This is a genomic window from Nocardia gamkensis NBRC 108242 (assembly GCF_001612985.1).
GTDB lineage: Bacteria > Actinomycetota > Actinomycetes > Mycobacteriales > Mycobacteriaceae > Nocardia > Nocardia gamkensis.
This window is the reverse complement of sequence record NZ_BDBM01000035.1, coordinates 23069-46825: the sequence shown is the minus strand read 5'-3', so window position 1 is coordinate 46825 and position 23757 is coordinate 23069. Positions and strand designations below refer to the sequence as shown.

Genomic DNA, 23757 nt, shown 5'->3' with positions numbered 1-23757 from the left:
GGAACCGTGACCGGCCCGGATCGACCGCCGAAACGCGGTGGCGGCCGATCGAGAATCACCAGCCGAGGTGTGGGCACGGGTACCGGCGAGCGCGACGGCCTTTCCGGCCGTGGGAGCCGAGCGGAGGCGGCGCAGCGCACAGCAGCTGCTCGCGCCGACGGAATGTGTTCGCGCTCACCGTAGTTTGTCGCACGTTGCTAGGATGCCGGGGCGCTGGCGCACGCACCCGGCCCCGGTGCCGAGTGCGCGGTGTCGGCGCACCGGTGCGCCGCGGATGGCGCGCCGACAGGTTGCCGACCGGCGACCGCTGGAGCTCGCGGAGCGAAAGCGGTTCGACCGGAACGAGTTAGGGGTAGACGCAGTGTTCGAACTGACCAGGCGGCGCAGCCGGTGGATCCTCGCCGTGTTCGTGGTGTTCGCACTGGCGATGGGCACGCTGAGCGCGACGTTGTTCGACAAGGTGCAGGGCGGCGGGTACATCGACCCCGGCAGCGAGTCGAGCCGGGCGACCGCGGTGCTGCGCGATACCTTCGGCCAGGCCACCCCGAATTTCGTGCTGCTGGTGCAGACTCGCCGGTCGGTGGACGACGACGCCGCGGCCACCGCGGCGACCAACCTGGTCACCGAGCTGAAGTCGGTGTCCGGAGTCGCGGGCGTCACGTCGTACTGGACCGACAGATCGCCCGCGCTGCGCAGCACCGACGGCACCAAAGGGCTGATCGTGGCCAGCATCCTCGGCGAGGAGGCCGAGGTCGACCAGCGGGTGGGTGACCTCGCCGATCGGTTCGGCGGCGCCCACGGCCCGCTCGAGGTGCGGGTCGGCGGCTACGCGATGCTGCTGCACGAGACGGTGCAGCAGAGTGAGAAAGACGTCGTGCTCGGCGAATCGATCGCTTTCCCGATCACGCTGATCGCACTGCTGCTGGTGTTCGGCGGTCTGGTCGCGGCCAGCCTGCCGCTGGTGGTCGCGATGATCACGGTGATGATCACCATGGGCGCGCTGTGGCTGATCGCGAGCGTCACCGACCTCGCGGCGACCGCGACCAACGTCGCCACGCTGCTGGGGCTCGGTCTGGCGATCGACTACAGCCTGCTGATGATCAGCCGCTACCGCGACGAACTGGTGGCCGGTCAGCAGCCCGGTGCCGCGGTGGCCGCGACGATGCGCTCGGCCGGCCGGACCGTCTTGTTCTCGGCCGTCACCGTCGCCGTCGCCTTGTCGGGCCTGCTGTTCTTCCCGTTGCTGGCCGTGCGGTCGATGGGTTACGCGGGCCTGGCCGTCGCGGTGATCGCCGCGACGGTGTCGCTGACCGTGCTGCCCGCGATCCTGTTCCTGCTCGGCGCCAAGATCGACAGCGGCCAGTTGTGGTGGTTCCTGCGCGCCGCCCGTCCCGCGCCCGGTGAGGGAGCCTGGCACCGCCTGGCGCGGTTCGTGATGATGCGACCCGTGCCCATCGGGCTCGCGGTGACCGCCCTGCTGCTCGTGCTGGGCGCGCCGTTCCTCGGGGTGCAGCTCGGCTTCCCCGACGAACGCTCCCTGCCGGAGTCGATGAACAACCGCCAGGTCACCGAGATCATCCAGCGGGACTTCGCGGCCACCGAACAGAACGGGCTGTTCGCGGTGCTGCCCGAAAGCGCCTACAGCGCCGCCGGATTGGACGCTTACGCCCGGGAGCTGTCGGAGATCGAGAACGTCCGCCGGGTCGACACCGCCACCGGCAGCTACAGCCACGGCGGTCTGCTCGCCGCGCCCACCGCCGCCCACGACGGTTTCCGCGCCGAGAACGCCGCCTATCTCGCGGTGATCCCGGACACCACCGACCCCACGGTGCTCGACCGGATCGCCGACGACGTGCGCGCGACGCCCGCCGCCTCGGAGGTGCTGGTCGGCGGCGTTGCCGCGGCCAACGCGGACGCGATCGGCGCGGTGGTCTCGGCGCTGCCGTACGCGCTGGCCTTCGTCGTGCTGATCATGGTGGTGGTGCTGTTCCTGCTGACCGGAAGCGTCGTGCTGCCGCTGCTGGCGGTGGTGCTCAGCTTCCTGAGCCTGACGGCCACCTTCGGTGCGCTGGTCTGGATCTTCCAGGACGGGCACCTGTCGGGTCTGCTCGGATTCACCGTCACCGGCGATCTGCCGCCCACGGTTCCGGTCATGCTGTTCGGCGTGGCGTTCGGCCTCGCCATGGACTACCAGGTGTTCCTGCTGGCGCGCATCCGGGAGGAATACCAGCGCACCAAGTCCAACGCGCTGGCCGTCACGTCCGGATTGGAGCGGATCGGCCGGATCGTCACCGCTGCCGCGGTGCTGATCTCGCTGGTCTTCCTCGGTTTCCTCGCCTCCGACATCACCTTCATGAAGGCGTTCGGCATCGGCCTTCCGCTGGCCGTCCTGGTGGACGCGACCCTGGTGCGCGGCTTCCTGCTGCCCGCCGCGATGGAACTGCTCGGCCACTGGAACTGGTACGCGCCCGGCCCGCTGGGCAAACTGCACCGGCGGTTCGGCATCGAAGAGGGGCCTGCCGCTGCGGCGGTCGCGGGACGGGAGGACTGGCTCCAGCCCGCGCGGCTCTGAGCCACGGCGACCGTACGAGCCCGATCGGGTAGGGTCTCTCCGGCAGCTCCGGGGAGGCCCACACGGGGTGGGACGGCTGCCGGGAGTGTGGAGGGCGACCCGATGACCTACCCGTCCGGTTCCGGATTCGGCGGCCAAGGAGACAACGGGAAATCGGACCAGTCGCGGCAAGCGCCGGACTGGGGAAGCATGCCCCCGCCGAGCGCGTACCCGATGCAGGCATGGGAGACGCCGCCGCAGCCGCCCGCGCCCGAGCGCCGAACCGGCGTGATCGTCGCACTGGCGGTCGGCGTGGTCGCCGTGCTGGGGGCGGTGGTCGGTATCGGCGTATCGGCGAATTCACGCGTGCAGGGGCACGCGCAGGCCGCCGCGTCCGCCGAGGCGACCACCCGCGCGGGTGGCGTCACCAGCACGCGGCCCGCGACTCCCGCGCCGGGCGGTACGCACCCTTCGTCGGGCAGGCTGAGCTACACCGAATTCGCCGAGGACTGGGACTTCCGGTTCGATCGCGTCGAGTTGCACGCCGACTGGGTCGACGGCCGTGACCACGCCGATTGCCACCCCATCGAGGTGGCGGGCAAGCTCACGAGCCTCGGCTGCGGCTACGCGGCGGAGCTGGTCTACCGCGCCGAAGGCGGCGCGCTCATGCTCACCCAGTTCGTGCTCGGCATGGCCGACCGGAGCCGGGCCGCAGCGGCGAAGGATAGGTTCACCGACGCGGACCTCACCCTGCGTCCCGGCACCTACATCAAGGGCTACGCCACCGGCAAGTGGAAAGACGGCAGCGAGAAGGAATTCGTGGTGGTGACGCTGGCGACGGCCACCGGCGCGGTCGACCCCGCGACCGTCGAGAAGTACCTGCGCTACCGGCACGCCGACACGATCGGCGCACTGGCCTTCCGGTAGCCCAGGTCGGCCCGATGCGGACGGCCGTCCCGCCTGGGTCAGATCCCGCCGGTGGAGAGCAGTCCGCCGTCCACGCGCACCGTCTCGCCGGTGATCCAGGCCGCCTCGTCGGAGACCAGGAAGCCGATCAAACGCGCCACGTCCTCCGGACTGCCCAGTCGCTTCATCGGGTACACGCTCGCGGCGCGCTCTTCGTCCGACGAGTACAGCGCGTCGGCGAATTTCGTCTTGATCACGCCCGGCGCGACCGCGTTCACCCGGATCGTCGGCCCGAGCTGCCAGGCGAGTTCCCCGGTGAGATGGATAAGCGCGGACTTGGACGCACCGTAGGCGGCGATCACACCGGTCGAGCGGATGCCCGCGACACTGGCCACGTTGACCACGGCGCCGCCGTGATCGCGCATCCACGCCCGGTACGCCTCCTGGATGTAGCCGAGCGCCGCGACCACGTTCACGTCGAAGATCTTGCGCACGGCGTCCAGGTCGGCCTCCATCAGGGAGCCGTAGACCGGGTTGATGCCGGTGTTGTTGATCAGGACGTCCAGCGAACCGAACTCCGTGACCGCGCGCTCGACCGCGGCCGCCCGATCCTCGGCGACGCCCGAGTTGCCCGCCAAGGCCACGACCTGACCCTGGTGGCCCAGCTCGCGCAGCTGTGCGGCGGCCTCCTCCAGCGGCTCCTTCTTCCGCGCGGTGATCAGCACGTTCGCGCCGCGGCCGAGCAGCTCCGCCGCGACCGCCTTGCCGATGCCCCGGCTGGCCCCCGTGACCAGAGCGCTCTTGCCCAACAGATCGGTACTCATGGCATCGCACGGTAGCGCAGCCGATCGCACGAGCCGTTACCGCCGTCACATGCGGGGTGCTGGTATGGGGGAGCACCCCGCGGCCCGGGTAAAATCGGTGGTTCTTGTGCGCGTCGGGTCGCACAATCGAGCACGCGCCCAGCCCCACGATCCGCAAGGAGAAGTTTGTGATCACCGCGACCGACCTGGAGGTCCGGGCCGGAGTCCGCACCCTGCTGTCCGCTCCCGGACCGGCGCTACGGGTACAGGCGGGCGACCGGATCGGGCTGGTCGGACGCAACGGCGCGGGCAAGACCACCACGCTGCGCATCCTGGCCGGCGAGGGCGAGCCGTACGCCGGGAAGATTCTTCGCTCCAGCGACATCGGTTACCTGCCGCAGGACCCGCGCGAGGGCAACCTGGACGTGCTGGCCCGCGACCGGGTGCTGTCCGCGCGCGGCCTGGACACGTTGATCCGTGAGATGGAGAAGCAGCAGGCGCTGATGGCCGAGGTCGCCGACGACAAGGAACGCGAGAAGGCGGTCCGCAAGTACGGGCGGCTCGAGGAACGTTTCTCGGCGCTCGGCGGCTACGTCGCCGAGAGCGAGGCGGCGCGCATCTGCCACAGCCTCGGTCTGCCCGACCGGGTGCTCGGTCAGTCGTTGCGCACCCTGTCCGGTGGTCAGCGGCGTCGAATCGAATTGGCGCGCATCCTGTTCGCCGCCTCCGACGGCAGCGGCGGGCGCTCGGACACCATCCTGCTGCTGGACGAGCCGACCAACCACCTCGACGCCGACTCGATCACCTGGCTGCGTGGCTTCCTGCAGAATCACGACGGTGGCCTGATCGTCATCAGTCACGACGTGGAACTGCTCGCCGACGTGGTGAACAAGGTGTGGTTCCTGGACGCGGTGCGCGGCGAGGCCGACGTCTACAACATGAGCTGGAAGAAATACCTGGACGCCCGCGCCACCGACGAGCAGCGCAGGCGCCGCGAACGCGCGAACGCCGAGAAGAAGGCGAGCGCGCTGCGCGCCCAGGCGGCCAAGCTCGGCGCCAAGGCCACGAAAGCGACTGCGGCGCAGAACATGGCCAAGCGCGCCGATCGCCTGCTGGCCGAACTCGACGACGTACGCGTCGCCGACAAGGTCGCCCGGATCAAGTTCCCCGAGCCCGCGGCTTGCGGCAAGACGCCGCTGATGGCCGAGAACCTGACCAAGGTCTACGGCTCGCTGGAGATCTTCACCGGCGTCGATCTGGCGATCGACCGCGGCAGCCGGGTGGTGGTTCTCGGGCTCAACGGCGCGGGTAAGACGACGCTGCTGCGCCTGCTGGCCGGAGTCGAGCAGCCCACGGCGGGCGGTTTGGTGCCGGGGCACGGGCTGAAGATCGGATATTTCGCCCAGGAGCACGACACGCTGGACGACAACGCCACCGTGTGGGAGAACATCCGCCACGCCGCGCCGGACGCCGGCGAGCAGGATCTGCGTGGCCTGCTCGGCGCGTTCATGTTCTCCGGTCCGCAGCTCGACCAGCCCGCGGGCACCCTCTCGGGCGGTGAGAAGACCCGTCTCGCGCTGGCCGGTCTGGTCTCCTCTGCGGCGAACGTGCTGCTGCTGGACGAGCCGACGAACAACCTCGACCCGGTGTCGCGCGAGCAGGTGCTCGACGCCCTGCGCACCTACGCGGGCGCTGTGGTGCTGGTGACCCACGACCCGGGCGCAGCGGAGGCGTTGTCTCCGGAACGCGTGATCCTGCTCCCGGACGGGACAGAAGACCATTGGTCGGCCGAATATCTGGAACTTATTCAGCTCGCGTGAGTTTCATCACAGGAACCCGTTGATCATGGCCTCCTGAGTGCTTAGCCTGGAAAGACGCTGCTCGGCGACTCGGAGGAAGCCATGAGCGACAGGCCACAAAGCAAGGCCACATTGGGTAAGGGCACACGCGTCACCGGGAAGTCCCGCGATCGCCTACAAACCCAGCTGAAGAAACAATACGAGGCGGGTGCGAGCATCCGGTCACTGGCGCGGTCCACCGGCCGCTCCTACGGCTTCATCCACAATGTGCTGGTGGAGTCGCATGTGCAACTCCGCAGCCGGGGCGGAGCCAATCGCCGCAAGGGCCAATAGCGCCGTAACGGCGCGAGGGATCCGCGCCGCGAGGGCCGTCCGCACGTGGGGACACGTTGCCGACGGAAGCAACCGCGCGGTGCGGAACCCTGCTGCCGCGGACCCTGGTCGGCTTGCCCGGCCACGGATCAGGCGTGCTCGGAGCACTCGACCGGATCGACGTCCACGCCACCGAACCGGATGCTTGTCTCGCCGAGCTGTTCGGCGGTGTCGATACCCGGATCGTCGGTTCGCCAGGTGACGGCCTTTCGGCCGATATCGGGCGCAGGCGCAACACAATCCGGCGCCGGGGTGATGCTGGTCGAGCCGGTGTCGTAGTACCGGCCCGTCATGGCCGGTTCCCCGCTGGACCGGCGCGGGCCTGTGCGAGTGCCCGCGTCCGGCGCGGAGGACGAACTCAGTAGCCTGACACCATGCCGTCGCCGTCCACCAGCAGGTTGGCCAGGCTGCGGAAGATCGGCAGACCGGTCTTGATCTCCAGGTAGGCGAACTGGCCCTGCGGGTTGACCTCGAGGAAGTAGTACTCGCCGTCGCGGCCGAGCCGAATGTCGAGCACACCGAAGGACAATCCGAGCGCGCCCATCAGCGTGGCCAGTGACTTGCTCACCGAGGCGGGCAGGTGCTCGGGCACGAAATCGACCGACGTGTCCAGCCGTGAGTCGACCTTGCCGACGCCCGCCTGCGAGTCGATGCGCACCGTCCATTCGACGCCGTCCACCCAGACCACCCGCAGATCGCAGGTGGCGTCGATGTAGTCCTGGAAGGTGGTCGGCGCCGAACGGATCGCGTCCAGCCTGGCGAAATCGTCCTCGGAGATGATCCTGGTCTCGGCGAATTCCGCCCGGCTGGTGCCGGTGCGTTTGTAAACGACCGGGCCGGGCCGGGATTCGACGAAACTGCGCGCCTCGTCCGGATCGTTGGTGATCAGCGTTTCCGGCACCGCGAACCCGGCCCGCAGCGCCGTTTCCAGTTGCACGATCTTGCGTCCCGCGGTCCGGTCGGCCCCCGGGTCGTTGACCCAGTAGGCGGGGATGGACCAGAGCAGTCCCTGGATGAACCCGTCGCACTCGGCCTGGCGAAAATCGTTGTCCGAGGCGCGGACACCCGCGGGCACCCGCGCGGGGTGCGGGCGCCGCCACCACACCGACCGGACGTCGTCGAGGCCGATAACGTGCGACAGCGAGTGTGCGGTGCCGAGCCGGTCCAGCCGGAAGCTGCCGGACTCGCGGGGGAAATCACGCAGGTCGAGATGGATCGGGCCGAGCCCGTAGTGGTCTCGCAGCGTCGCCGCCATCGCGGTGGCGTGTAGATCATCGGATTCGGACACGATCAGGACCGAACCGCGCCGGCGTGCGGCCATCCGCCTGCCGCTCAGTCGAGACTGTCGCAGTTGATGCCGTCGTCGCTGCCGTTGATCGATTTGGTCTGGCAGTAGGTGAACGTCGCGCCGCCCGACCCCGGGCAGTCCACGAGTTGCAGCCGGTCGGCCCAGGTTTCGGTGAGCTGACGCAGCTGCTCGTCGCCGAGTGCCTCCGACGGCGACTCCGGAATGGTCATCGGCCGATCGACCAGGTCGATGCGCAGCCTGCGGGTGAAATCGGCGGTGGCGCCCGCGCGGATGTCGACCAGTACCGGACGGCCGTCCTGATCGGTCCGGGGTGCCGCGGAATCGACCACGCGCAGGACATCGGACCGACTGAACGTCCACGTTCCCTCGGCGACGCGCACGCTGATCTGCCGGTCCGATTCCGCGACCAGCAAACCCTGGAGCGGAGGAACACGGTCATCCTTCGGCGTCGTCCCGGGAAGGTGGATTGCGTCGGTCATAGCCGGTTCTCCGATCTGCTCACGATTTGCCACGACCCCCAAGCGTGTGAGCGATCATATCGCGATGAGGGGCGCTATCGGCTCGTATCGCGAGATTTCCCGGCCTGTGACAAACCGAATTCCGATCCATAACGGCCGAGTGCCGAAAGTTTTCCGGTAGGCTGGAAATACTTACAGCGCAATCATGGAGCTGTTCTCCCATGCCGCACGGCCGCTGTCCATAGCCCGATGGTGGCGGCTGTGCATCTGTACTTTCGCGCCCCTGGCCCGCCGGGGTGCGACCGCTTCCTGAGCGATTCCCGCGAATCCGCTCGCGCGCAGTCGGATCCGGGGCCCTGCCCGCTATCGGTTTCGATTCGCGTTGCGCTCCGCCCACCAGGCGGGCGCGTCGATGAAGTGGTTGTCGAACTCGTCTTGGGCGGCAGCGAGATCGGTCATCGTGGACTCGCCCGCGGCGATCCGTTCCAGTAGCCGGAAGTACTCGAAACGCTGCACGCCGGGGGTGAGCGCGATCAGGATCCGCGCCATGCTGTCCGGTGTGGCGCCGAAAGCGTGCGGCATGAATTTCGGGACCACGATGGAACCGCCCGCGCCGACGGTGACGATGCGGTCGCCGGCCAGCAGTTGCAGTTCGCCCTCGGCGACGTAGAACAGCTCGTCGGAACGCGTGTGATAGTGCGGCGCCGCGCCGTCCGCGCCGCGATCCATGTTCACCTCGAGCGTGCTCAGCCCGCCGCCGGCCTCCTCGGCGTCGATCAGCAGGCGCAATGTGACCGACGTGGTGCGCAGGACTTCCGCGTCCTGCGGCTGCCGGATTGCGACGTCCTTGCGGGGAGCGGGGATGGTCATCGGAGTCTCCAATTAGTTCGGTGGTTGATAATTCGCTACCGAACTATAACCTGCCGAATAAGATCCTGTCCATGACCGAGCAAAGAACGGACGCCGTGGACGCCATCGTGGCGCAGTGGGAGCGCGAACGGCCGGACCTCGATCTCGAGGCGATGGGCGTGGTGGGGCGCCTGGGCAGGCTGCTGGTGGTGGCCGAGCGTGAGATCGAGGCGGTGTTCGGCAAGCACGGATTGCAACGCGGCGAGTTCGATGTGCTTGCCGCGCTGCGCCGTTCGGGCGAGCCGTTCGAACTCAACCCGTCGGTGCTCGCCGACACGCTGATGCTGTCCCGGGCGGGTATGACCGGACGGCTGGACCGGCTGGAATCGGCGGGGCTGGTACGGCGCGTCGCCGACGCCAAGGACCGCAGGGCAGTGCGCGTCGCCCTCACTGCGGCCGGGCGGGAACTGGTCGACACCGTGGTCACCGAGCACACCGCGAACGAGACCAGGATGCTGTCGGTACTCACCGCGGGGGAACGGACAGAACTGGACCGAATCGCGCGAATCCTGCTGACCAGTATGGAACCGGACGCGTAGTCGCGGTAGCTCGCACACCACCCGATCCGCCGAATCGCGCTCTACATGGGAGAACTCGGGCTGCGATGAGGTAGCCCGATACTCGTGTGCGCGGGGCGCCGCGGGTCTACCTTGAGATTCCGTACCGAAGGGGTCGGTGCGGTTGTGCAAGGAGGCCACGATGATCGACATCATCACTCTCCGCGGCACCGGCGAGCCGCGCAACTCCGACGGAACGCCCGCGGGCATGCTGCACGACGTCACGAAACTACTCGACACCGGGAAGTTCAGCTGCTTCGAACCGGATTGGCCCGCGTCGGTGGGGCCGGTGCCCGAGGCGTGGGGCCCTTCGCTGGAGACGTCGGTGCGGCTCGGCGTCGCCGCCGGGGTGAAGGCGATCCAGGACTCGCCGAATGTCTGCGGCCTGCTGAGTTATTCGCTCGGCGGTATCTGCGCCAGCCGGATCCTGGAGGGCGTGCACGCGGGGAAGTACGAGAACACGAACGGCACGCCGCTGGAGATCGCTTTCGTGGTGAACATCGCCAACCCACTGCGCCGTGCCGGGCAGTCGGTCGGGAATCTCTGCCCCGCGAACACATTCGGCCTGCACGGGCAGCGTGGCGCGTGGCCCGCCTCCGTCGCGGTGCGCGAGTACGCCAACCCCGGCGACATCATCACCGCGTCACCGGGCAATTCGCCGTTGCGCATCATCGACGTGGGCATCTCGCCGTTCTCCTTCGTGGAGGGCGCCCGCATCGGCGACGTCGCACCGCTGATCTTCGCCGAACTGCTCGAGATCCTGCTGCACGACCCGATCGGCAACCTCGACCGCTACACCGCGGCGGTCCGCGGCGTCGTCGGCTACCTCATCCCGTGGCCCTACGGCCAGCACGTCCTCTACAACAATCAGCACATGCCCGGGACGAACGTCCCGTGGACCACGCACGCCGCCGAGTACATCAATACGACGTACTGAGCCCTTGTCGCGAGCGCGGACGGTCCCATCTGTCCGCGCTCGTGGTCGCGGCCCGCGCCCGAGAGTTCGTACCGGCCTAAAGACCCGGAGAGGCCGGGGAGCGGACCGACGCCTCGACGAGATCCAGGACGGCGGAGAGGTTCTCGTTGGTGTGCCCGGAGGCGATCCGGGCGATCAGCCCGTCGAGGACCAGATCGAGGTAGCCGAGCAGGACGTCGGTGGGCACGTCGTCGCGCAGTGCGCCCGCGGCCTTGCGGCGTTCCAAGCGGGCCAGGGTGGCGGCGGTGAGTTCGGCCGAACGCTGGGTCCAGCCCGCGCGGAATTCGGGATCGGTGCGCAGCCGCCGCGCGATCTCCAACCGCGTTCCGAGCCAGTTGAACTGCTCGGGATGGGCGAGCATGTCGCGCATCACCTGCACGATGCCCTGGTTGGCCGCGACGTCGGCCATGCGTTCGGCGTCCTCCTGGGCGAGGGCGAGAAACAGCGCGTCCTTGTCGCGGAAGTGGTGGAAGATGGCGCCCCTGGATAACCCGATCTCCTCCTCGAGGCGGCGCACGGTGGCGCCGTCGTAGCCGTATTCGGCGAAGCAGCGGCGTGCTCCGTCGAGAATCTGGCTGCGCCGGGCGGCGAGGTGATCGTCACTGACCTTGGGCACGGAATCCTCCAGTGGGGAAACACGGACCCCCGCATCGACGGTCCACCGATGCGGGGGTTCTCAAAGTACGAGCGAGGCGAGCAGTGATCCGAGCGACCAGGACGGCGGTGCGGAGAGCACTGACAACCCGGTGCTCGCGGACCCGCCGTCGCTTGCGCTGAGGCAACTCCGCTGGGAGCGAGTCTTACGAGCGACGTTCGCGCCCGTCTCGTGTTTGCGTGCCCGAAGCGTATGCGCCGCAGGCGCGAGTCTCGGGCGCGCAAACACGAGACTTCAGGGGCGCGAACACGCGCCGCCGAAGGCGGCGCAAATCAGGCTCTGATCATGTTGCGCAGCACGTACTGCAGGATGCCACCGTTGCGGTAGTAGTCCGCCTCACCGGGGGTGTCGATCCGCACCACCGCGTCGAAGGTGATCTTGTCACCGTTCTCCTTGGTGGCGGTGACCTTCAGGGTCTTCGGGGTGACACCCTCGTTCAGCTGGGTGATGCCCTCGATGTCGAAGGTCTCGGTGCCGTCCAGCTTCAGCGACGCGGCCGACTCGCCCGCGGGGAACTGAAGCGGGATGACGCCCATGCCGATCAGGTTGGAGCGGTGGATGCGCTCGAACGACTCGGTGATGACGGCCTTCACGCCCAGCAGGCTGGTGCCCTTGGCGGCCCAGTCACGCGAGGAGCCCGAACCGTACTCCTTGCCGCCGAGCACGACCAGCGGAATGCCCGCGGCCTGGTAGTTCTGCGACGCGTCGTAGATGAACGCCTGCGGGCCGCCCTCCTGGGTGAAGTCGCGGGTGTAACCGCCCGAGACGTCGTCGAGCAGCTGGTTGCGCAGCCGGATGTTGGCGAAGGTGCCGCGGATCATCACCTCGTGGTTACCGCGGCGCGAGCCGTAGGAGTTGTAGTCCTTGCGCTCGACGCCGTTGGCCTCCAGGTACTGGGCGGCCGGGGTGCCGGGCTTGATGTTGCCCGCCGGGGAGATGTGGTCGGTGGTGACCGAGTCGCCGAGCAGCGCGAGCACCCGGGCGCCCTTGATGTCGGTGACCGGCTGCGGGGTCTGCGGCATGCCCTCGAAGTACGGAGGCTTGCGCACGTAGGTCGACTCGGCGTCCCACTCGAAGGTCTTGCCCTCCGGTGTGGGCAGGCCGCGCCAGCGCTCGTCGCCCCGGAACACGTCCTTGTAGTCCTCGAGGAACATGTCGCGGCTGATGACCCGGTCGATGGTGTCCTGGATCTCCTGCGGCGCGGGCCAGATGTCCTTCAGGAAGACGTCGTTGCCCTCGGTGTCCTTGCCCAGCGGGTCGTTCTCGAAGTCGAAGTCCATGGTTCCCGCGAGCGCGTAGGCGATGACCAGGGGCGGGGAGGCCAGGTAGTTCATCTTCACGTCGGGGGAGATGCGGCCTTCGAAGTTACGGTTACCCGACAGCACCGCGGTGACGGTGAGGTCGTTGTCGTTCACCGCCTTGGAGATCTCCTCCGGCAGCGGGCCGGTGTTGCCGATGCAGGTGGCGCAACCGAAGGCGACCAGGTTGAAGCCCAGCTTGTCCAGGTACGGCCACAGGCCGGCCTTCTCGTAGTAGCCGTTGACGACCTGCGAACCCGGCGCCATGGAGGTCTTCACCCACGGCTTGCGGGTCAGGCCCTTCTCGACCGCGTTGCGGGCCAGCAGGGCCGCGCCGATCATGACCGACGGGTTGGAGGTGTTGGTGCAGGAGGTGATCGAGGCGACCACGACCGCGCCGTGGTCGAGCACGAAGTCGCCGTACTCCTCGCTGCGCACGGCCACCGGCTTGGACGGACGGCCCTCGGCACCGTTGGCGGCCGACGCCAGCGACTCGGCGCCGTCGTCGGCGAAGGACAGCACCGCCGGGTCGCTCGCGGGGAAGGACTCCTCGACGGCCTCGTCCAGCTTGCTGTGCGGGGTGTCGGCGGCGGGGCCGCTCTCCGCGTCGTTGGTGTAGTTGTGGATGTCCTTGCGGAACGCGATCTTCGACTCCGACAGCAGGATCCGGTCCTGCGGCCGCTTCGGGCCCGCGATGGACGGCACCACGGTGCTCAGATCCAGTTCGAGGTACTCGGAGTAGGCGGGCTCGGTGTCGGGATCGTGCCAGAGGCCCTGCTCCTTGGCGTACGCCTCGACCAGCGCGACCTGCTCGTCGGAGCGTCCGGTCAGGCGCAGGTACTCGACGGTCACCTCGTCGATCGGGAAGATCGCTGCGGTGGAACCGAATTCGGGGCTCATGTTGCCGAGGGTGGCGCGGTTGGCCAGCGGCACCTCGGCCACACCCTTGCCGTAGAACTCGACGAACTTGCCGACCACGCCGTGCTTGCGCAGCATGTCGGTGACGGTGAGCACGACGTCGGTCGCGGTCACGCCGGGGTTGATCTCGCCGGTCAGCTTGAATCCGACGACGCGCGGGATCAGCATCGAGACGGGCTGGCCGAGCATGGCCGCCTCGGCTTCGATACCGCCGACGCCCCAGCCGAGCACGCCGAGGCCGTTGACCATGGTGGTGTGCGAGTCGGTGCCGACGCAGGTGTCGGGGTAGGCCTGGCCGTTGCGGACCATGACGACGCGGGCCAGGTGCTCGATGTTGACCTGGTGCACGATGCCGGTGCTGGGCGGGACGACCTTGAAGTCGTCGAACGCGGTCTGGCCCCAGCGCAGGAACTGGTAGCGCTCACCGTTGCGCTGGTACTCGATGTCGACGTTGCGCTCGAAGGCGTCGGCGCGGCCGAAGACGTCGATGATGACGGAGTGGTCGATGACCATCTCGGCGGGGGCGAGCGGGTTCACCTTGTCCGGGTCGCCGCCGAGGGTGGCCACGGCCTCGCGCATCGTGGCCAGGTCGACGATGCAGGGCACGCCGGTGAAGTCCTGCATGATGACGCGGGCGGGCGTGAACTGGATCTCGGTGTTCGGCTGCGCCGAGGGATCCCAGCTCGCGATGGCGCGAATGTGATCGGCGGTGATGTTGGCGCCGTCTTCGGTGCGGAGGAGGTTCTCCGCGAGGACCTTGAGTGCGTAGGGGAGTTTCTCGGTGCCGGGCACGGCGGAGAGGCGGAAGATCTCGTAGGAGTTGCTTCCCACCTCGAGGGTGCCCTTGGCGCCGAAAGTATCGATACTTGTCGTCACGTCAGCTCCACTCGTCTGTGAGGGCGGCCACCGACGGGGCTGTGTCGGCGGCCGAGTCTTCGGAGGTGCTCCGGCGCCGCTGGAGCGCCGGTTCCTCGCGCCTACGACCTTAACAGTACGCTTGTCCTGTGAAACACCAGGGGGCGGTTCCGCGTGCCGTGCGCGCGGAATGCGACACTCCGTCGCGTACTGTGCTTTCGAGCCAGCAAGGGGGATCTTGCTCGACCTGCAGTGTTGGATGCCCGTCGCTTCGGTTGCCGATGCGGCTCGACAGACCGGATGGAAGATGACCGCCCCGCACAACTCGGTTTTCACCCCTATGGCCGCCGAATTGCCGCCGAATGTCACCACCGACACCGTGCGCTCGCTCAACGCCGATCTGGCCGACGATCACGTCGCGACGCTGACCGGAAAGGACAAGGCGGAACTGGCCACCATCGCCGCGGAGGCGCGATCGCAGGGAATCCCGCTGAGCATCGTGGTCGTCCCCGGCAATCCGGGACACGACTCGAGCCTACGGGACCTGGCCACCGAGGTGGGCAAGACGCAGCACGGCACTGTCGTCGTTTTCAGCGACGACTGGATCGGCACCTACAGCGACGCGATCAGCCGGGTGCGGCTGGAATGGGCCGAGGACGCCGCGAAGGGCACTCAGGGCAAGAGCGGGGAGGCCGCGAGCATCTTCGTCGCCCGCCTGGAGACGCCGGAGTCGATGTCCTGGACCGCGATCACCGGGACGCTGCTGGTCGGGACGGCGGCGGCCATCGCGGGGCTGTACTGGCTCAAGGTCCGGCGCGCGGCGAACGACGCCGAGCCGGTGCGAGTGGCGAACGATCGGCGGGGCCCGGAGGGCGAATAGCCCGAGGCTCACCGTTTCGGCTGCGCGATGTCGCCGTTGCCCGCGGTCTCCCTCGCCTGATTCTTCGCTGGATGCGAAGGCTGTCGCAGGTGGGTCTAGGGGGATAACCAGCGCTTCCAGTTTTCATTCAGCTAATTTTCCGAACAGTTGGTTCGTTCGGTCTGGATGAACCATCAACCGCATGTAGCAAACTTTTAGCAATTAGGAAACCGAACCGCATAGTTGCGTGAATGTTGTTTCGTCGGTGACGCAAGTGTCTTACGGTTCGAATGGTTTCTGATGGGGAATAAGTGTTCCCAGAGGCCATCCGTCGACCACAGTGCGTCATGGTCCGCCTGATGCCCTCGAGGATTACCGGAATCCGGTCCTTGGAGGTGTGATGCGCAACAACGGCGCGCTGACCTACCGGCGCCGATTAACGATCGCTGTGGGGTTGCTGATCTCGGTCGCTGTAGTGGTCACGGCCGGGCCGGTCGTCGCTGTGCCGCCTCCTCCGCCAAATCCCAGCGACGGCCAGATCGCGCAGGCGGGCGCACAGGTCGACGCGGGGGTCGCCGAGGTCGGCACCCTGGTCAACCAGGTCGCCGTGGTCGATCACCAGCTGGGGCAGCTCGACGACGCCGTCGCGCGGCGCCGCGAAGACGTCAACAAGGCGCTGGTGGACCTGCAGGACGCGCGCGACGCCGCCGACGCGGCCGCTGTCGTGGTGGTGGACACCCAAGTCGCCTTGGCCGACGCCGGGGCCAGGGTCGGCCAGGCGCGCCGCAACTTCGACCAGTTCGCCACCCAGGTCTATACCCGGCCGGGCTCCGACTCGATGGTCACCTACCTCGCGGCGGCCACGCCCGCGGTCGCGCTGGACCGGGCCCAGCTCCTCGACCTCGTCTCCAAGAACCGCAGGCAGGTGCTCGACGGCCTGCGCCGCGCGCAGATCGATCAGGCCAACAAGAACTCCAGCGCCCGGCGGGCGAAGTCGGACGCCGACGCGGCCGCCGCCGTCGCCGCGGCGCGCAAGACCGACGCCGAGCACGCGGTCGCCGCAGCCAAGGCCGAACTCGACCGTCAGACCGCCCAGCGCGACGACCTGCTGCGGCAGCGCCAGGACGCCCAGGGCCGGCTGGATCAGGCACGTCACAACGTGGCGGGGCTACAGGACCAGCGCGAGGCGTACCTGGCCTGGGACGCGCTGCGCAAAGCGGAGGAGGCCGCGGTCCGCGCGGCCGCGGCGGCCGCCGCCGCCCGCGCGACCGCCGACCGAGCCGCCCAGGATCGCGCCGCCGAACTGGGCGCGGGCAGGCGCCCGCACACCCAGTTGGAGGATTCGCCACCGGCGCGGCGCAGCGCGCCCCGGCCGGACGCGCCGTCGGTCGGGGGTTCGTCGGCGATCGAGATCGTGGTCGATCGGGCCATGTCCCAGCTGGGCGTCACCTACGCCTGGGGCGGTGGCGACGAGGACGGGCCCACGCTCGGCATCCGCGACGGCGGTGTGGCCGACCGCCACGGTGACTACGGCAAGGTGGGCTTCGACTGCTCCGGTTTGATGGTCTACGCGTTCGCGGGCATCGGGGTCTCGCTGCCGCACTACAGCGGCTATCAGTACAACGCGGGCACCCGGGTGCCGGTCGATGACCGCGAACGCGGCGACATGCTGTTCTGGGGGCCGAACGGCAGTCAGCACGTGGCGCTGTATCTGGGCGACGGGAAGATGGTGGAGGCGCCGGAATCCGGCGACGTGGTCAAGGTGTCCCCGGTCCGGGAGGGCGGCATCATGCCGTTCGCGGTGCGCATCGTCTCCTGATATCGGACATTCCGGGTACTGTGCGTGGCCGCGGGGCCGCCGAATTCCCATTCTGTCGGGTCCGGTTGCGGCACAGGCGGTGATTACCTGGAATAGTTGTGGCAGCACGCACAGGACCAAGGCGAAAGCGGGGATGTTGGTGACTTCGACGGACGGTGTGAGCGGAGTGAACTCGGCGAAGGACACGCCGGCTTCCACGCCCAGCACCCTCGAGCGTGACGTCCAGACCCTGGAGAAGGCGATCTACGAGGTCAAGCGGGTGATCGTGGGCCAGGACCGCCTGGTCGAACGACTGCTCGTCGGTGTGCTCGCGCGCGGTCACGTCCTGCTCGAAGGCGTTCCCGGTATCGCGAAGACCCTCGCCGTGGAGACCTTCGCCAAGGTGGTCGGCGGTTCGTTCGCCCGGGTGCAGTTCACGCCCGACCTGGTGCCCACCGATCTCATCGGTACCCGCATCTACCGGCAGGGCCGCGAGCAGTTCGACACCGAGCTCGGCCCGGTCGTCGCGAACTTCGTGCTCGCCGACGAGATCAACCGCGCGCCCGCCAAGGTGCAGTCGGCGCTGCTCGAGGTGATGGCCGAGCGGCACGTGTCGATCGGCGGCAAGACCTACCCGATGCCGGACCCGTTCCTGGTCATGGCGACGCAGAACCCGATCGAGAGCGAGGGCGTGTATCCGCTGCCCGAGGCGCAGCGCGACCGCTTCCTGTTCAAGGTCGTCGTCGACTACCCCTCGGTGGAGGAGGAGCGCGAGATCATCTACCGGATGGGCGTCACCCCGCCGGAGGCGAGCCGCATCCTGGCGCCGGAGGACCTGATCCGCCTGCAGAAGGTCGCGGCCAATACCTTCGTGCACCACGCTCTGGTCGACTACGTGGTCCGGGTGATCGCGGCGACCCGCAAACCGGCCGAATTCGGCATGCAGGACGTGGCCAGCTGGATCTCCTACGGCGCCTCCCCGCGTGCCAGCCTCGGCATCATCGCCGCAGCGCGTGCGGTGGCGCTGATCCGCGGCCGCGACTACGTGGTGCCGCAGGACGTCGTCGAGGTGATCCCGGACGTGCTGCGCCATCGCCTGGTGCTGTCCTACGACGCGCTCGCCGACGAGATCAGCCCGGAGGACGTCATCAAGCGCGTTCTGCAGACGGTCGGCCTGCCGCAGGTCGCCCCGCAGGCCGTCGCGCCGGGCGCGCCGGCCGCCCCTGCGCAGGGTGCCCCGCAGCAGCAGATTCCGCAGCCGCAGCAGGCCGTTCCCCAGCCGCCCAACGGGCAGCAGTCCCAGCCCGCGGGCACCCTCCCGCCGAAGTGACCTCGGCATCGGATCCGGTTGTGCCAGTGCCGATGTCGCCGTCCCACGCACCGCCGTCCTTCCATTCGGGCGAGCTGACCGACCCGAGGCTCACGGTCGCGCTCAAGACCCTCGAACTCACCGTGCGCCGCAGGCTCGACGGCGTGCTGCACGGCGATCACCTCGGTCTGATCCCCGGACCCGGCTCCGAGCCGGGCGAGGCGCGGGCCTATCAGCCCGGTGACGACGTGCGCCAGATGGATTGGTCGGTCACCGCCCGCACCACCCATCCGCACGTGCGGCAGATGATCGCCGACCGGGAGCTGGAGACCTGGATGGTGGTCGATCTGTCGGCCAGCCTCGACTTCGGCACCGCCGCCTGCCAGAAGCGTGACCTCGCCATCGCCGCCGCGGCCGCGATCACCCATCTGACCAGTGGTGGCGGCAACCGGATCGGCGCGGTCGTCGCCACCGGCGAACGGTTGACCCGCATCCCGGCGCGCGGCGGGCGGGTGCACGCCCAGTCACTGCTGCGCAGCATCGCGACCACCCCGCACGCGCGTGACGGTGTGCGCGGCGACCTGCGCGGCGGCATCGAATCGCTGCGCCGCCCGCAGCGCAAGCGCGGACTCGCGGTGATCATCAGCGATTTCCTGGGCGACATCGATTGGCAGCGCTCGCTGCGCGCGATCTCGGCCAGGCACGATCTGCTCGCGGTCGAGGTGCTCGACCCGCGCGACCTGTCGCTGCCCGATATGGGCGACGTCGTGCTGCACGACCCGGAGACCGGGCGCACCCGCGAGTTCAGCGTGACCTCCACGCTGCGCGCCGATTTCGCGGCTGCCGCGCAGCGCCACCGTGAGCAGGTCGAACAGGCGCTGCGCAGCTGTGGCGCCCCGGTGCTCACCCTGCGAACCGACCGGGACTGGATCGCCGATGTGGTCCGGTTCGTGTCCACCCGGCGCCACAGCTTCGGCGCCCCGACCGGGCGGGTGCCACGTCAGTGAGTATTTCGCATTTCACCGCACAGATCTGGCTCGGATTTCTCGCCGTCATCGCGCTGATCGCGCTGGGCTACGTCCTGGTGCAGCGCACCCGGCGCAAGCACATGTTGAAGTTCACCAACATGGAGCTGCTGGAGAAGGTAGCTCCCTCGCGGCCGAGCCCGTTCCGCCACGTGGCCGTGGCGCTGTTGCTCGTCGGCCTGGTGTTCCTCACCGTCGCGGCCGCGGGACCGACCGCGGTCAAGAAGGTGCCGCGCAACCGCGCAACCGTCATGCTCGTGATGGACGTGTCGCTGTCGATGGAGGCGACCGACGTCGCCCCCAGCCGCATCCAGGTCGCCAAGCAGGCGGGCAAGGAGTTCGTCGACGGGTTGCCCGAAGGCGTGAACATCGGCTTCGTCACCTTCGCGGGCACCGCCTCGGTGATGGTCTCGCCGACGACCAACCACGAATCGGTCAAGGCCGCGATCGACAATGTCCGCCTCGCCGAGCGCACCGCCACCGGCGAAGGAATCCATACCGCGCTGCAGGCGATCCAGACGCTCGCCACGGTGCTCGGCGGCGGCCAGCAGCCGCCGCCCGCCCGGATCGTGCTCATGTCGGACGGCAAACAAACCGTTCCCAATTTCACCGACTTCGACAATCCGCGGCACGAATACGTCGCGGCCCGGCTCGCCAAGAGCAAGAACATCCCGATCTCCACCATTTCCTTCGGCACCGCCTGGGGTGTCGTGGAGATTCCGCGTGAGGACGGTTCGCGCGATCGCGTGGAAGTCAAGGTGGACGACGACGCCATGCGGGAGATCGCGCGTCTGAGTGGTGGAGAGTTCTACACGGCGGCTTCCTTGGACGAGTTGACGAAGGTGTACAACACGCTCGAGGAGCAGATCGGATTCGAGCTGACTCGGGGCGACGCGAGCCGGCCCTGGCTGTTGCTCGGCCTCTTGCTCGTCGCGGCGGGAATCATCACGGGTCTGCTGTATCGGCAACGGCTTCCGTAGTCGGAGCGGCGGAAAGGCGTTGTCCGCCAGGAGAAGCTTCGGTACGCTCAGGCTCGTATCAGTCTGGGGAGGGAGTTTCGATGCGTACTGTAATCGCGTCTGCGGCAGCCATTTTCACTGCGATGTTTCTCGTGGGGGCGCCGGAAGCGGCCGCCGCGCCGTCGTGTCCGAACGGGAGCGTCTGTATGTGGACGGGGGCGAACTACACCGGCAGGATGCTCGAGTGGATTCCGGTGGTCGACTCGACCTCGTGTGTATTGACCTACCCGAAGGGCGGCGCCGCCCGTTCGGTGGTGAATCGCAGCGGTCAGTCGCTGACCTTCTGGGAAAGTTCGAACTGCAACGGTCGCCACACGAACGGCGCCACGTCGTTTTCCGATCTCGGATTCGACGCCTACTCGGTGCACTGGTGCAGGCAGTGCTGATTCGGTGATCGACCGAGGCCACGATCGGGCCGTGTGCGTGCGTTCCGCACGCACACGGCCCGATTTTCGCGTGCGGAACCCGCGGCGAAGCGCGACGACATCGGAGGATCGGATCGGGGCCCGACCAGCGCCGGGCGCGGATGTGCCGTCGGTCGGCGTCTCGAACGGGTGACATCGCACGAGCACCGATGCCGGAGCATGTGTCATCGCCTCGAGCATCGATGCCCGCTCATGCGTGATCACCCCGACCAGGTAGGTTTAGCCCATGTCGAACACAACGTCACGTTCGGTCCTGGTGACCGGCGGTAACCGCGGCATCGGACTCGCGGTCGCGCAGCGTCTGCTTGCCGACGGTCACAAGGTGGCCGTCACGCATCGTGGGTCGGGGGTGCCCGACGGCCTGTTCGGTGTGAAATGCGATGTGACCGACAGCGAATCGGTGGACCGCGCCTTCACCGAGGTGGAGGCGCACCAGGGGCCGGTCGAGGTCCTCGTGGCCAACGCGGGTATCACCGACGACACGCTGCTGATGCGGATGAACGAGGAGCAGTTCACCCGCGTGCTCGACGCCAATCTGACCGGTGCGTTCCGGTGCGCCAAGCGGGCGAACCGCGCGATGTTGCGCGGGCGCTGGGGCCGGATGATCTTCCTCGGCTCGGTGGTCGGCATGAGCGGCCAAGCAGGACAGATCAACTACGCCTCGTCCAAGGCGGGTGTGATCGGCCTGGCCCGCTCGATCACCCGCGAACTCGGCTCGCGGTCGATCACCGCGAATGTCGTCGCCCCGGGCTTCATCGAGACCGACATGACCGCCGACCTTCCCGAAGACATGCGCGACATGGCCAAGAAGTTCATCCCCCTGCAGCGGCTCGGCCAGCCCGAGGACATCGCGGCCGTCGTCAGCTTTCTGGCTTCCGAGGATTCCGCCTACGTCTCCGGCGCGGTGATTCCCGTCGACGGCGGCATGGGCATGGGTCACTGACCACACCGAACGCGTAGCGCGGCCGAGCGCGGCCGCCCGCAGCCAATCCCACATACGAATTTCAGGAGAACCGAGAACTCATGGGCGGACTGCTCGAAGGCAAGACCATCCTGGTCACGGGCATCATCACCGATTCGTCGATCGCGTTCCACGCGGCGGCTGTCGCGCAGGAGCAGGGCGCGAAGGTGGTCATCACCGGCATCCCGGAGCGGCTGCGGCTGATCGACCGGATCGCCAAGCGCCTGCCCCAGGAGGTCCCGCCGGCCATCGGGCTCGACGTCACCAGCGAAGAGGATCTCGCAGGCTTGGCCGACAAGCTGCGTGAACTGGCTCCGCAGGGCATCGACGGAGTGCTGCACTCGATCGCGTTCGCACCCCGCACCCTGATGGGGCCGGAGGCGCGGCCGTTCCTGGAGGGTCCCGGTCCGGACGCCGCCAAGGCGTTCGAGATCTCGGCGTGGAGCTACGCCTCGCTGTCGCGCGCGGTGCTGCCGGTGATGAACGAGGGCGGCTCGATCGTCGGCATGGACTTCGACCCGCGCACGGCGATGCCCTTCTACAACTGGATGGGTGTCGCGAAGGCGGCGCTGGAGTCGGTGAACCGGTACGTCGCGCGGGAGGTGGGCGCCGCCAAGAAGATCCGCTCCAACCTCATCGCCGCCGGTCCGATCAAGACGCTGGCCGCCAAGGCGATCGCGGGCACCGCGACCGACGACGCGGCCAAGCTCAACCAGCTCAACACCTACTGGGACGGCGCGTCGCCGATCGGCTGGGACGTCGACGACCCCACGGTGGTGGCGAAGTCGATTGTGGCGCTGCTGTCGGACTGGCTGCCGGGTACCACCGGCTCGATCATCTACGTCGACGGCGGAGCCAGCCACAACACCTGGTTCCCCGAGGACATGTCCATCAACTGAGCCGGATTCGAGGGGAGACACCGTGGTTCGGACCGCCGACGCGCTGCTGCTGCTGTCCTTCGGCGGTCCGGAGCGTCCCGAAGACGTGATGCCGTTCCTGGAGAACGTCACCCGGGGCAGGGGAGTGCCACGTGAGCGCCTCGAGGCGGTCGCCGAGCACTACCTGCACTTCGGCGGTGTCTCGCCGATCAACGCGCTCAATCGCGACATCCTCGCGGCGGTCGAGGCCGAACTGTCCGCCGCGGGCCTGGAGCTGCCGGTGTACTTCGGTAACCGGAACTGGCACCCCATGGTGGAGGACACCGTGGCCCGGATGGCCGCCGCCGACGTCGGCTCCGCGCTGGTCTTCCCGACTTCGGCCTGGGGCGGCTACTCCGGCTGCCTGCAGTACCACGAGGACATCGTCCGTGCGCGGGCGGCATTCGGCGCGGGCGCGCCGGAACTGCTGAAGCTGCGCCAGTACTTCGATCACCCGCTGTTGATCGAGGCGTTCGCCGACGCCATCCGCGCGGCGCGCGATCAGCTCGCGGCCGGGCAGCGCGCCGCGGCGCGGCTGGTGTTCACCGCGCACTCGATCCCGGTATCGGCCGATGCCGCCGCGGGGCCGCCGGCCGACGGTGGGCGGCTCTACAGTCGTCAGGTCGCCGAGGCGGCCCGGTTGTGCGCCGCGGCAACGGGTTTCACCGACTACGACGTCGTCTGGCAGTCTCGTTCCGGTCCGCCGCAGGTGCCCTGGCTGGATCCGGATATCGTCGACCACCTGGACGATCTCGCGGCCAAGGGGGTCGAGGCCGTGGTCGTCTGCCCGGTGGGCTTCGTCTCGGATCATCTCGAAGTCATCTGGGACCTGGACAACGAGGCCGCGCGGAAAGCCGCCGAGCTCGGCATGGGCTTCGCCAGGGCCGCGACGCCGGGAACCGACCCGCGCTTCGCGAAGCTGATCGTCGAGCTGGTCTCCGAGCAGTTGCGCGGCATCGAACCCCGGCGGCTCGGGTCGGTCCCGGGCTACGGCTGCACACGCGACGGCGAACCGTGTGCCGTCGGCTGTTGCGCGGTTGCGCGCCGTCCCACGACTGGGAATTGAGACGTCGCGGGC

At 68.5% G+C, this 23757-nt stretch carries 22 protein-coding genes; 15 read left to right on the top strand and 7 right to left on the bottom strand.

Annotated features, from left to right (window positions below; genetic code table 11):
- The first annotated feature begins 361 nt into the window (after positions 1–361).
- Together NG1_RS25400 and NG1_RS25395 are read left to right on the top strand one after the other, a co-directional pair.
- Positions 362–2572 carry an MMPL family transporter gene (locus NG1_RS25400; protein WP_062974828.1) on the top strand — a complete coding sequence of 737 codons (2211 nt, stop codon included), beginning with the start codon at positions 362–364 and terminating at the stop codon, positions 2570–2572.
- Positions 2573–2674: 102 nt separating this feature from the next.
- On the top strand, positions 2675–3478 hold the full coding sequence (locus NG1_RS25395) for a hypothetical protein (protein WP_157114223.1): 804 nt from the start codon (positions 2675–2677) through the stop codon (positions 3476–3478).
- 38 nt (positions 3479–3516) lie between these two features.
- Here the strand turns inward: NG1_RS25395 and NG1_RS25390 are convergent, their stop codons facing one another.
- Positions 3517–4281: an SDR family oxidoreductase gene (locus NG1_RS25390; protein ID WP_062974826.1), complete on the bottom strand. Its 765-nt coding sequence runs from the start codon at positions 4279–4281 to the stop codon at positions 3517–3519.
- 167 nt (positions 4282–4448) lie between these two features.
- Between NG1_RS25390 and NG1_RS25385 the strand changes: the two genes are divergently transcribed.
- A complete protein-coding gene (locus NG1_RS25385; RefSeq protein WP_040867444.1) occupies positions 4449–6080 on the top strand; it encodes an ABC-F family ATP-binding cassette domain-containing protein in 1632 nt (543 codons plus the stop codon).
- A gap of 81 nt (positions 6081–6161) precedes the next feature.
- Positions 6162–6392, top strand: coding sequence for a helix-turn-helix domain-containing protein (locus tag NG1_RS25380; RefSeq protein WP_040867425.1), 231 nt, complete (start codon positions 6162–6164; stop codon positions 6390–6392).
- 128 nt (positions 6393–6520) lie between these two features.
- On the opposite strand, the gene NG1_RS25375 is transcribed toward NG1_RS25380, so the two are convergent.
- From NG1_RS25375 to NG1_RS25360, 4 genes are all read right to left on the bottom strand, one after another.
- A complete protein-coding gene (locus tag NG1_RS25375; protein WP_062974824.1) occupies positions 6521–6724 on the bottom strand; it encodes a hypothetical protein in 204 nt (67 codons plus the stop codon).
- Positions 6725–6789: 65 nt separating this feature from the next.
- On the bottom strand, positions 6790–7719 hold the full coding sequence (locus NG1_RS25370; protein ID WP_245660047.1) for an MvdC/MvdD family ATP grasp protein: 930 nt from the start codon (positions 7717–7719) through the stop codon (positions 6790–6792).
- 44 nt (positions 7720–7763) lie between these two features.
- The gene (locus NG1_RS25365; RefSeq protein ID WP_040867420.1) at positions 7764–8219 is read right to left on the bottom strand and encodes a hypothetical protein; all 456 of its coding nucleotides are present in this window, start codon (positions 8217–8219) and stop codon (positions 7764–7766) included.
- Between the two features lie 342 nt (positions 8220–8561).
- Positions 8562–9068, bottom strand: coding sequence for a cupin domain-containing protein (locus NG1_RS25360; protein WP_062974822.1), 507 nt, complete (start codon positions 9066–9068; stop codon positions 8562–8564).
- A 71-nt stretch (positions 9069–9139) separates the two neighbouring features.
- On the opposite strand from NG1_RS25360, the gene NG1_RS25355 reads away from it, so the two are divergent.
- Entirely contained in the window at positions 9140–9646 is a 507-nt protein-coding gene (locus NG1_RS25355; protein ID WP_174315454.1) for a MarR family winged helix-turn-helix transcriptional regulator, read from the top strand.
- A 160-nt stretch (positions 9647–9806) separates the two neighbouring features.
- Positions 9807–10601 carry a hypothetical protein gene (locus NG1_RS25350; protein ID WP_062974821.1) on the top strand — a complete coding sequence of 265 codons (795 nt, stop codon included), beginning with the start codon at positions 9807–9809 and terminating at the stop codon, positions 10599–10601.
- 76 nt (positions 10602–10677) lie between these two features.
- On the opposite strand, the gene NG1_RS25345 is transcribed toward NG1_RS25350, so the two are convergent.
- Positions 10678–11256 (bottom strand): TetR/AcrR family transcriptional regulator, encoded by a 579-nt coding sequence (locus NG1_RS25345; protein ID WP_040867442.1) that lies wholly within the window; start codon positions 11254–11256, stop codon positions 10678–10680.
- A gap of 311 nt (positions 11257–11567) precedes the next feature.
- Positions 11568–14387: an aconitate hydratase gene (locus NG1_RS25340; protein WP_062974820.1), complete on the bottom strand. Its 2820-nt coding sequence runs from the start codon at positions 14385–14387 to the stop codon at positions 11568–11570.
- A gap of 286 nt (positions 14388–14673) precedes the next feature.
- On the opposite strand from NG1_RS25340, the gene NG1_RS25335 reads away from it, so the two are divergent.
- The 9 genes from NG1_RS25335 (at position 14674) to NG1_RS25295 (ending at position 23745) form a co-directional block, all read left to right on the top strand.
- Positions 14674–15246: an Rv1476 family membrane protein gene (locus NG1_RS25335; RefSeq protein ID WP_062974817.1), complete on the top strand. Its 573-nt coding sequence runs from the start codon at positions 14674–14676 to the stop codon at positions 15244–15246.
- A 379-nt stretch (positions 15247–15625) separates the two neighbouring features.
- A complete protein-coding gene (locus NG1_RS25330) occupies positions 15626–17044 on the top strand; it encodes an NlpC/P60 family protein (RefSeq protein WP_062974815.1) in 1419 nt (472 codons plus the stop codon).
- A 133-nt stretch (positions 17045–17177) separates the two neighbouring features.
- A complete protein-coding gene (gene moxR1 / locus NG1_RS25325) occupies positions 17178–18353 on the top strand; it encodes a chaperone MoxR1 (protein ID WP_062974814.1) in 1176 nt (391 codons plus the stop codon).
- A gap of 32 nt (positions 18354–18385) precedes the next feature.
- Entirely contained in the window at positions 18386–19339 is a 954-nt protein-coding gene (locus NG1_RS25320; protein WP_062974811.1) for a DUF58 domain-containing protein, read from the top strand.
- Positions 19336–20337, top strand: coding sequence for a VWA domain-containing protein (locus NG1_RS25315; protein ID WP_062974809.1), 1002 nt, complete (start codon positions 19336–19338; stop codon positions 20335–20337). The genes NG1_RS25320 and NG1_RS25315 overlap by 4 nt, the downstream gene beginning before the upstream one ends.
- 122 nt (positions 20338–20459) lie before the next feature.
- The gene (locus NG1_RS25310; protein WP_168434205.1) at positions 20460–20762 is read left to right on the top strand and encodes a peptidase inhibitor family I36 protein; all 303 of its coding nucleotides are present in this window, start codon (positions 20460–20462) and stop codon (positions 20760–20762) included.
- Positions 20763–21027: 265 nt separating this feature from the next.
- Positions 21028–21744, top strand: a complete 717-nt coding sequence (gene fabG1, locus NG1_RS25305) for a 3-oxoacyl-ACP reductase FabG1 (RefSeq protein WP_062974804.1) — start codon at positions 21028–21030, stop codon at positions 21742–21744.
- Positions 21745–21824: 80 nt separating this feature from the next.
- Positions 21825–22661 (top strand): NADH-dependent enoyl-ACP reductase InhA, encoded by an 837-nt coding sequence (gene inhA / locus NG1_RS25300; protein ID WP_040867400.1) that lies wholly within the window; start codon positions 21825–21827, stop codon positions 22659–22661.
- 22 nt (positions 22662–22683) lie between these two features.
- Entirely contained in the window at positions 22684–23745 is a 1062-nt protein-coding gene (locus tag NG1_RS25295; RefSeq protein ID WP_062974802.1) for a ferrochelatase, read from the top strand.
- Positions 23746–23757: the final 12 nt, after the last annotated feature.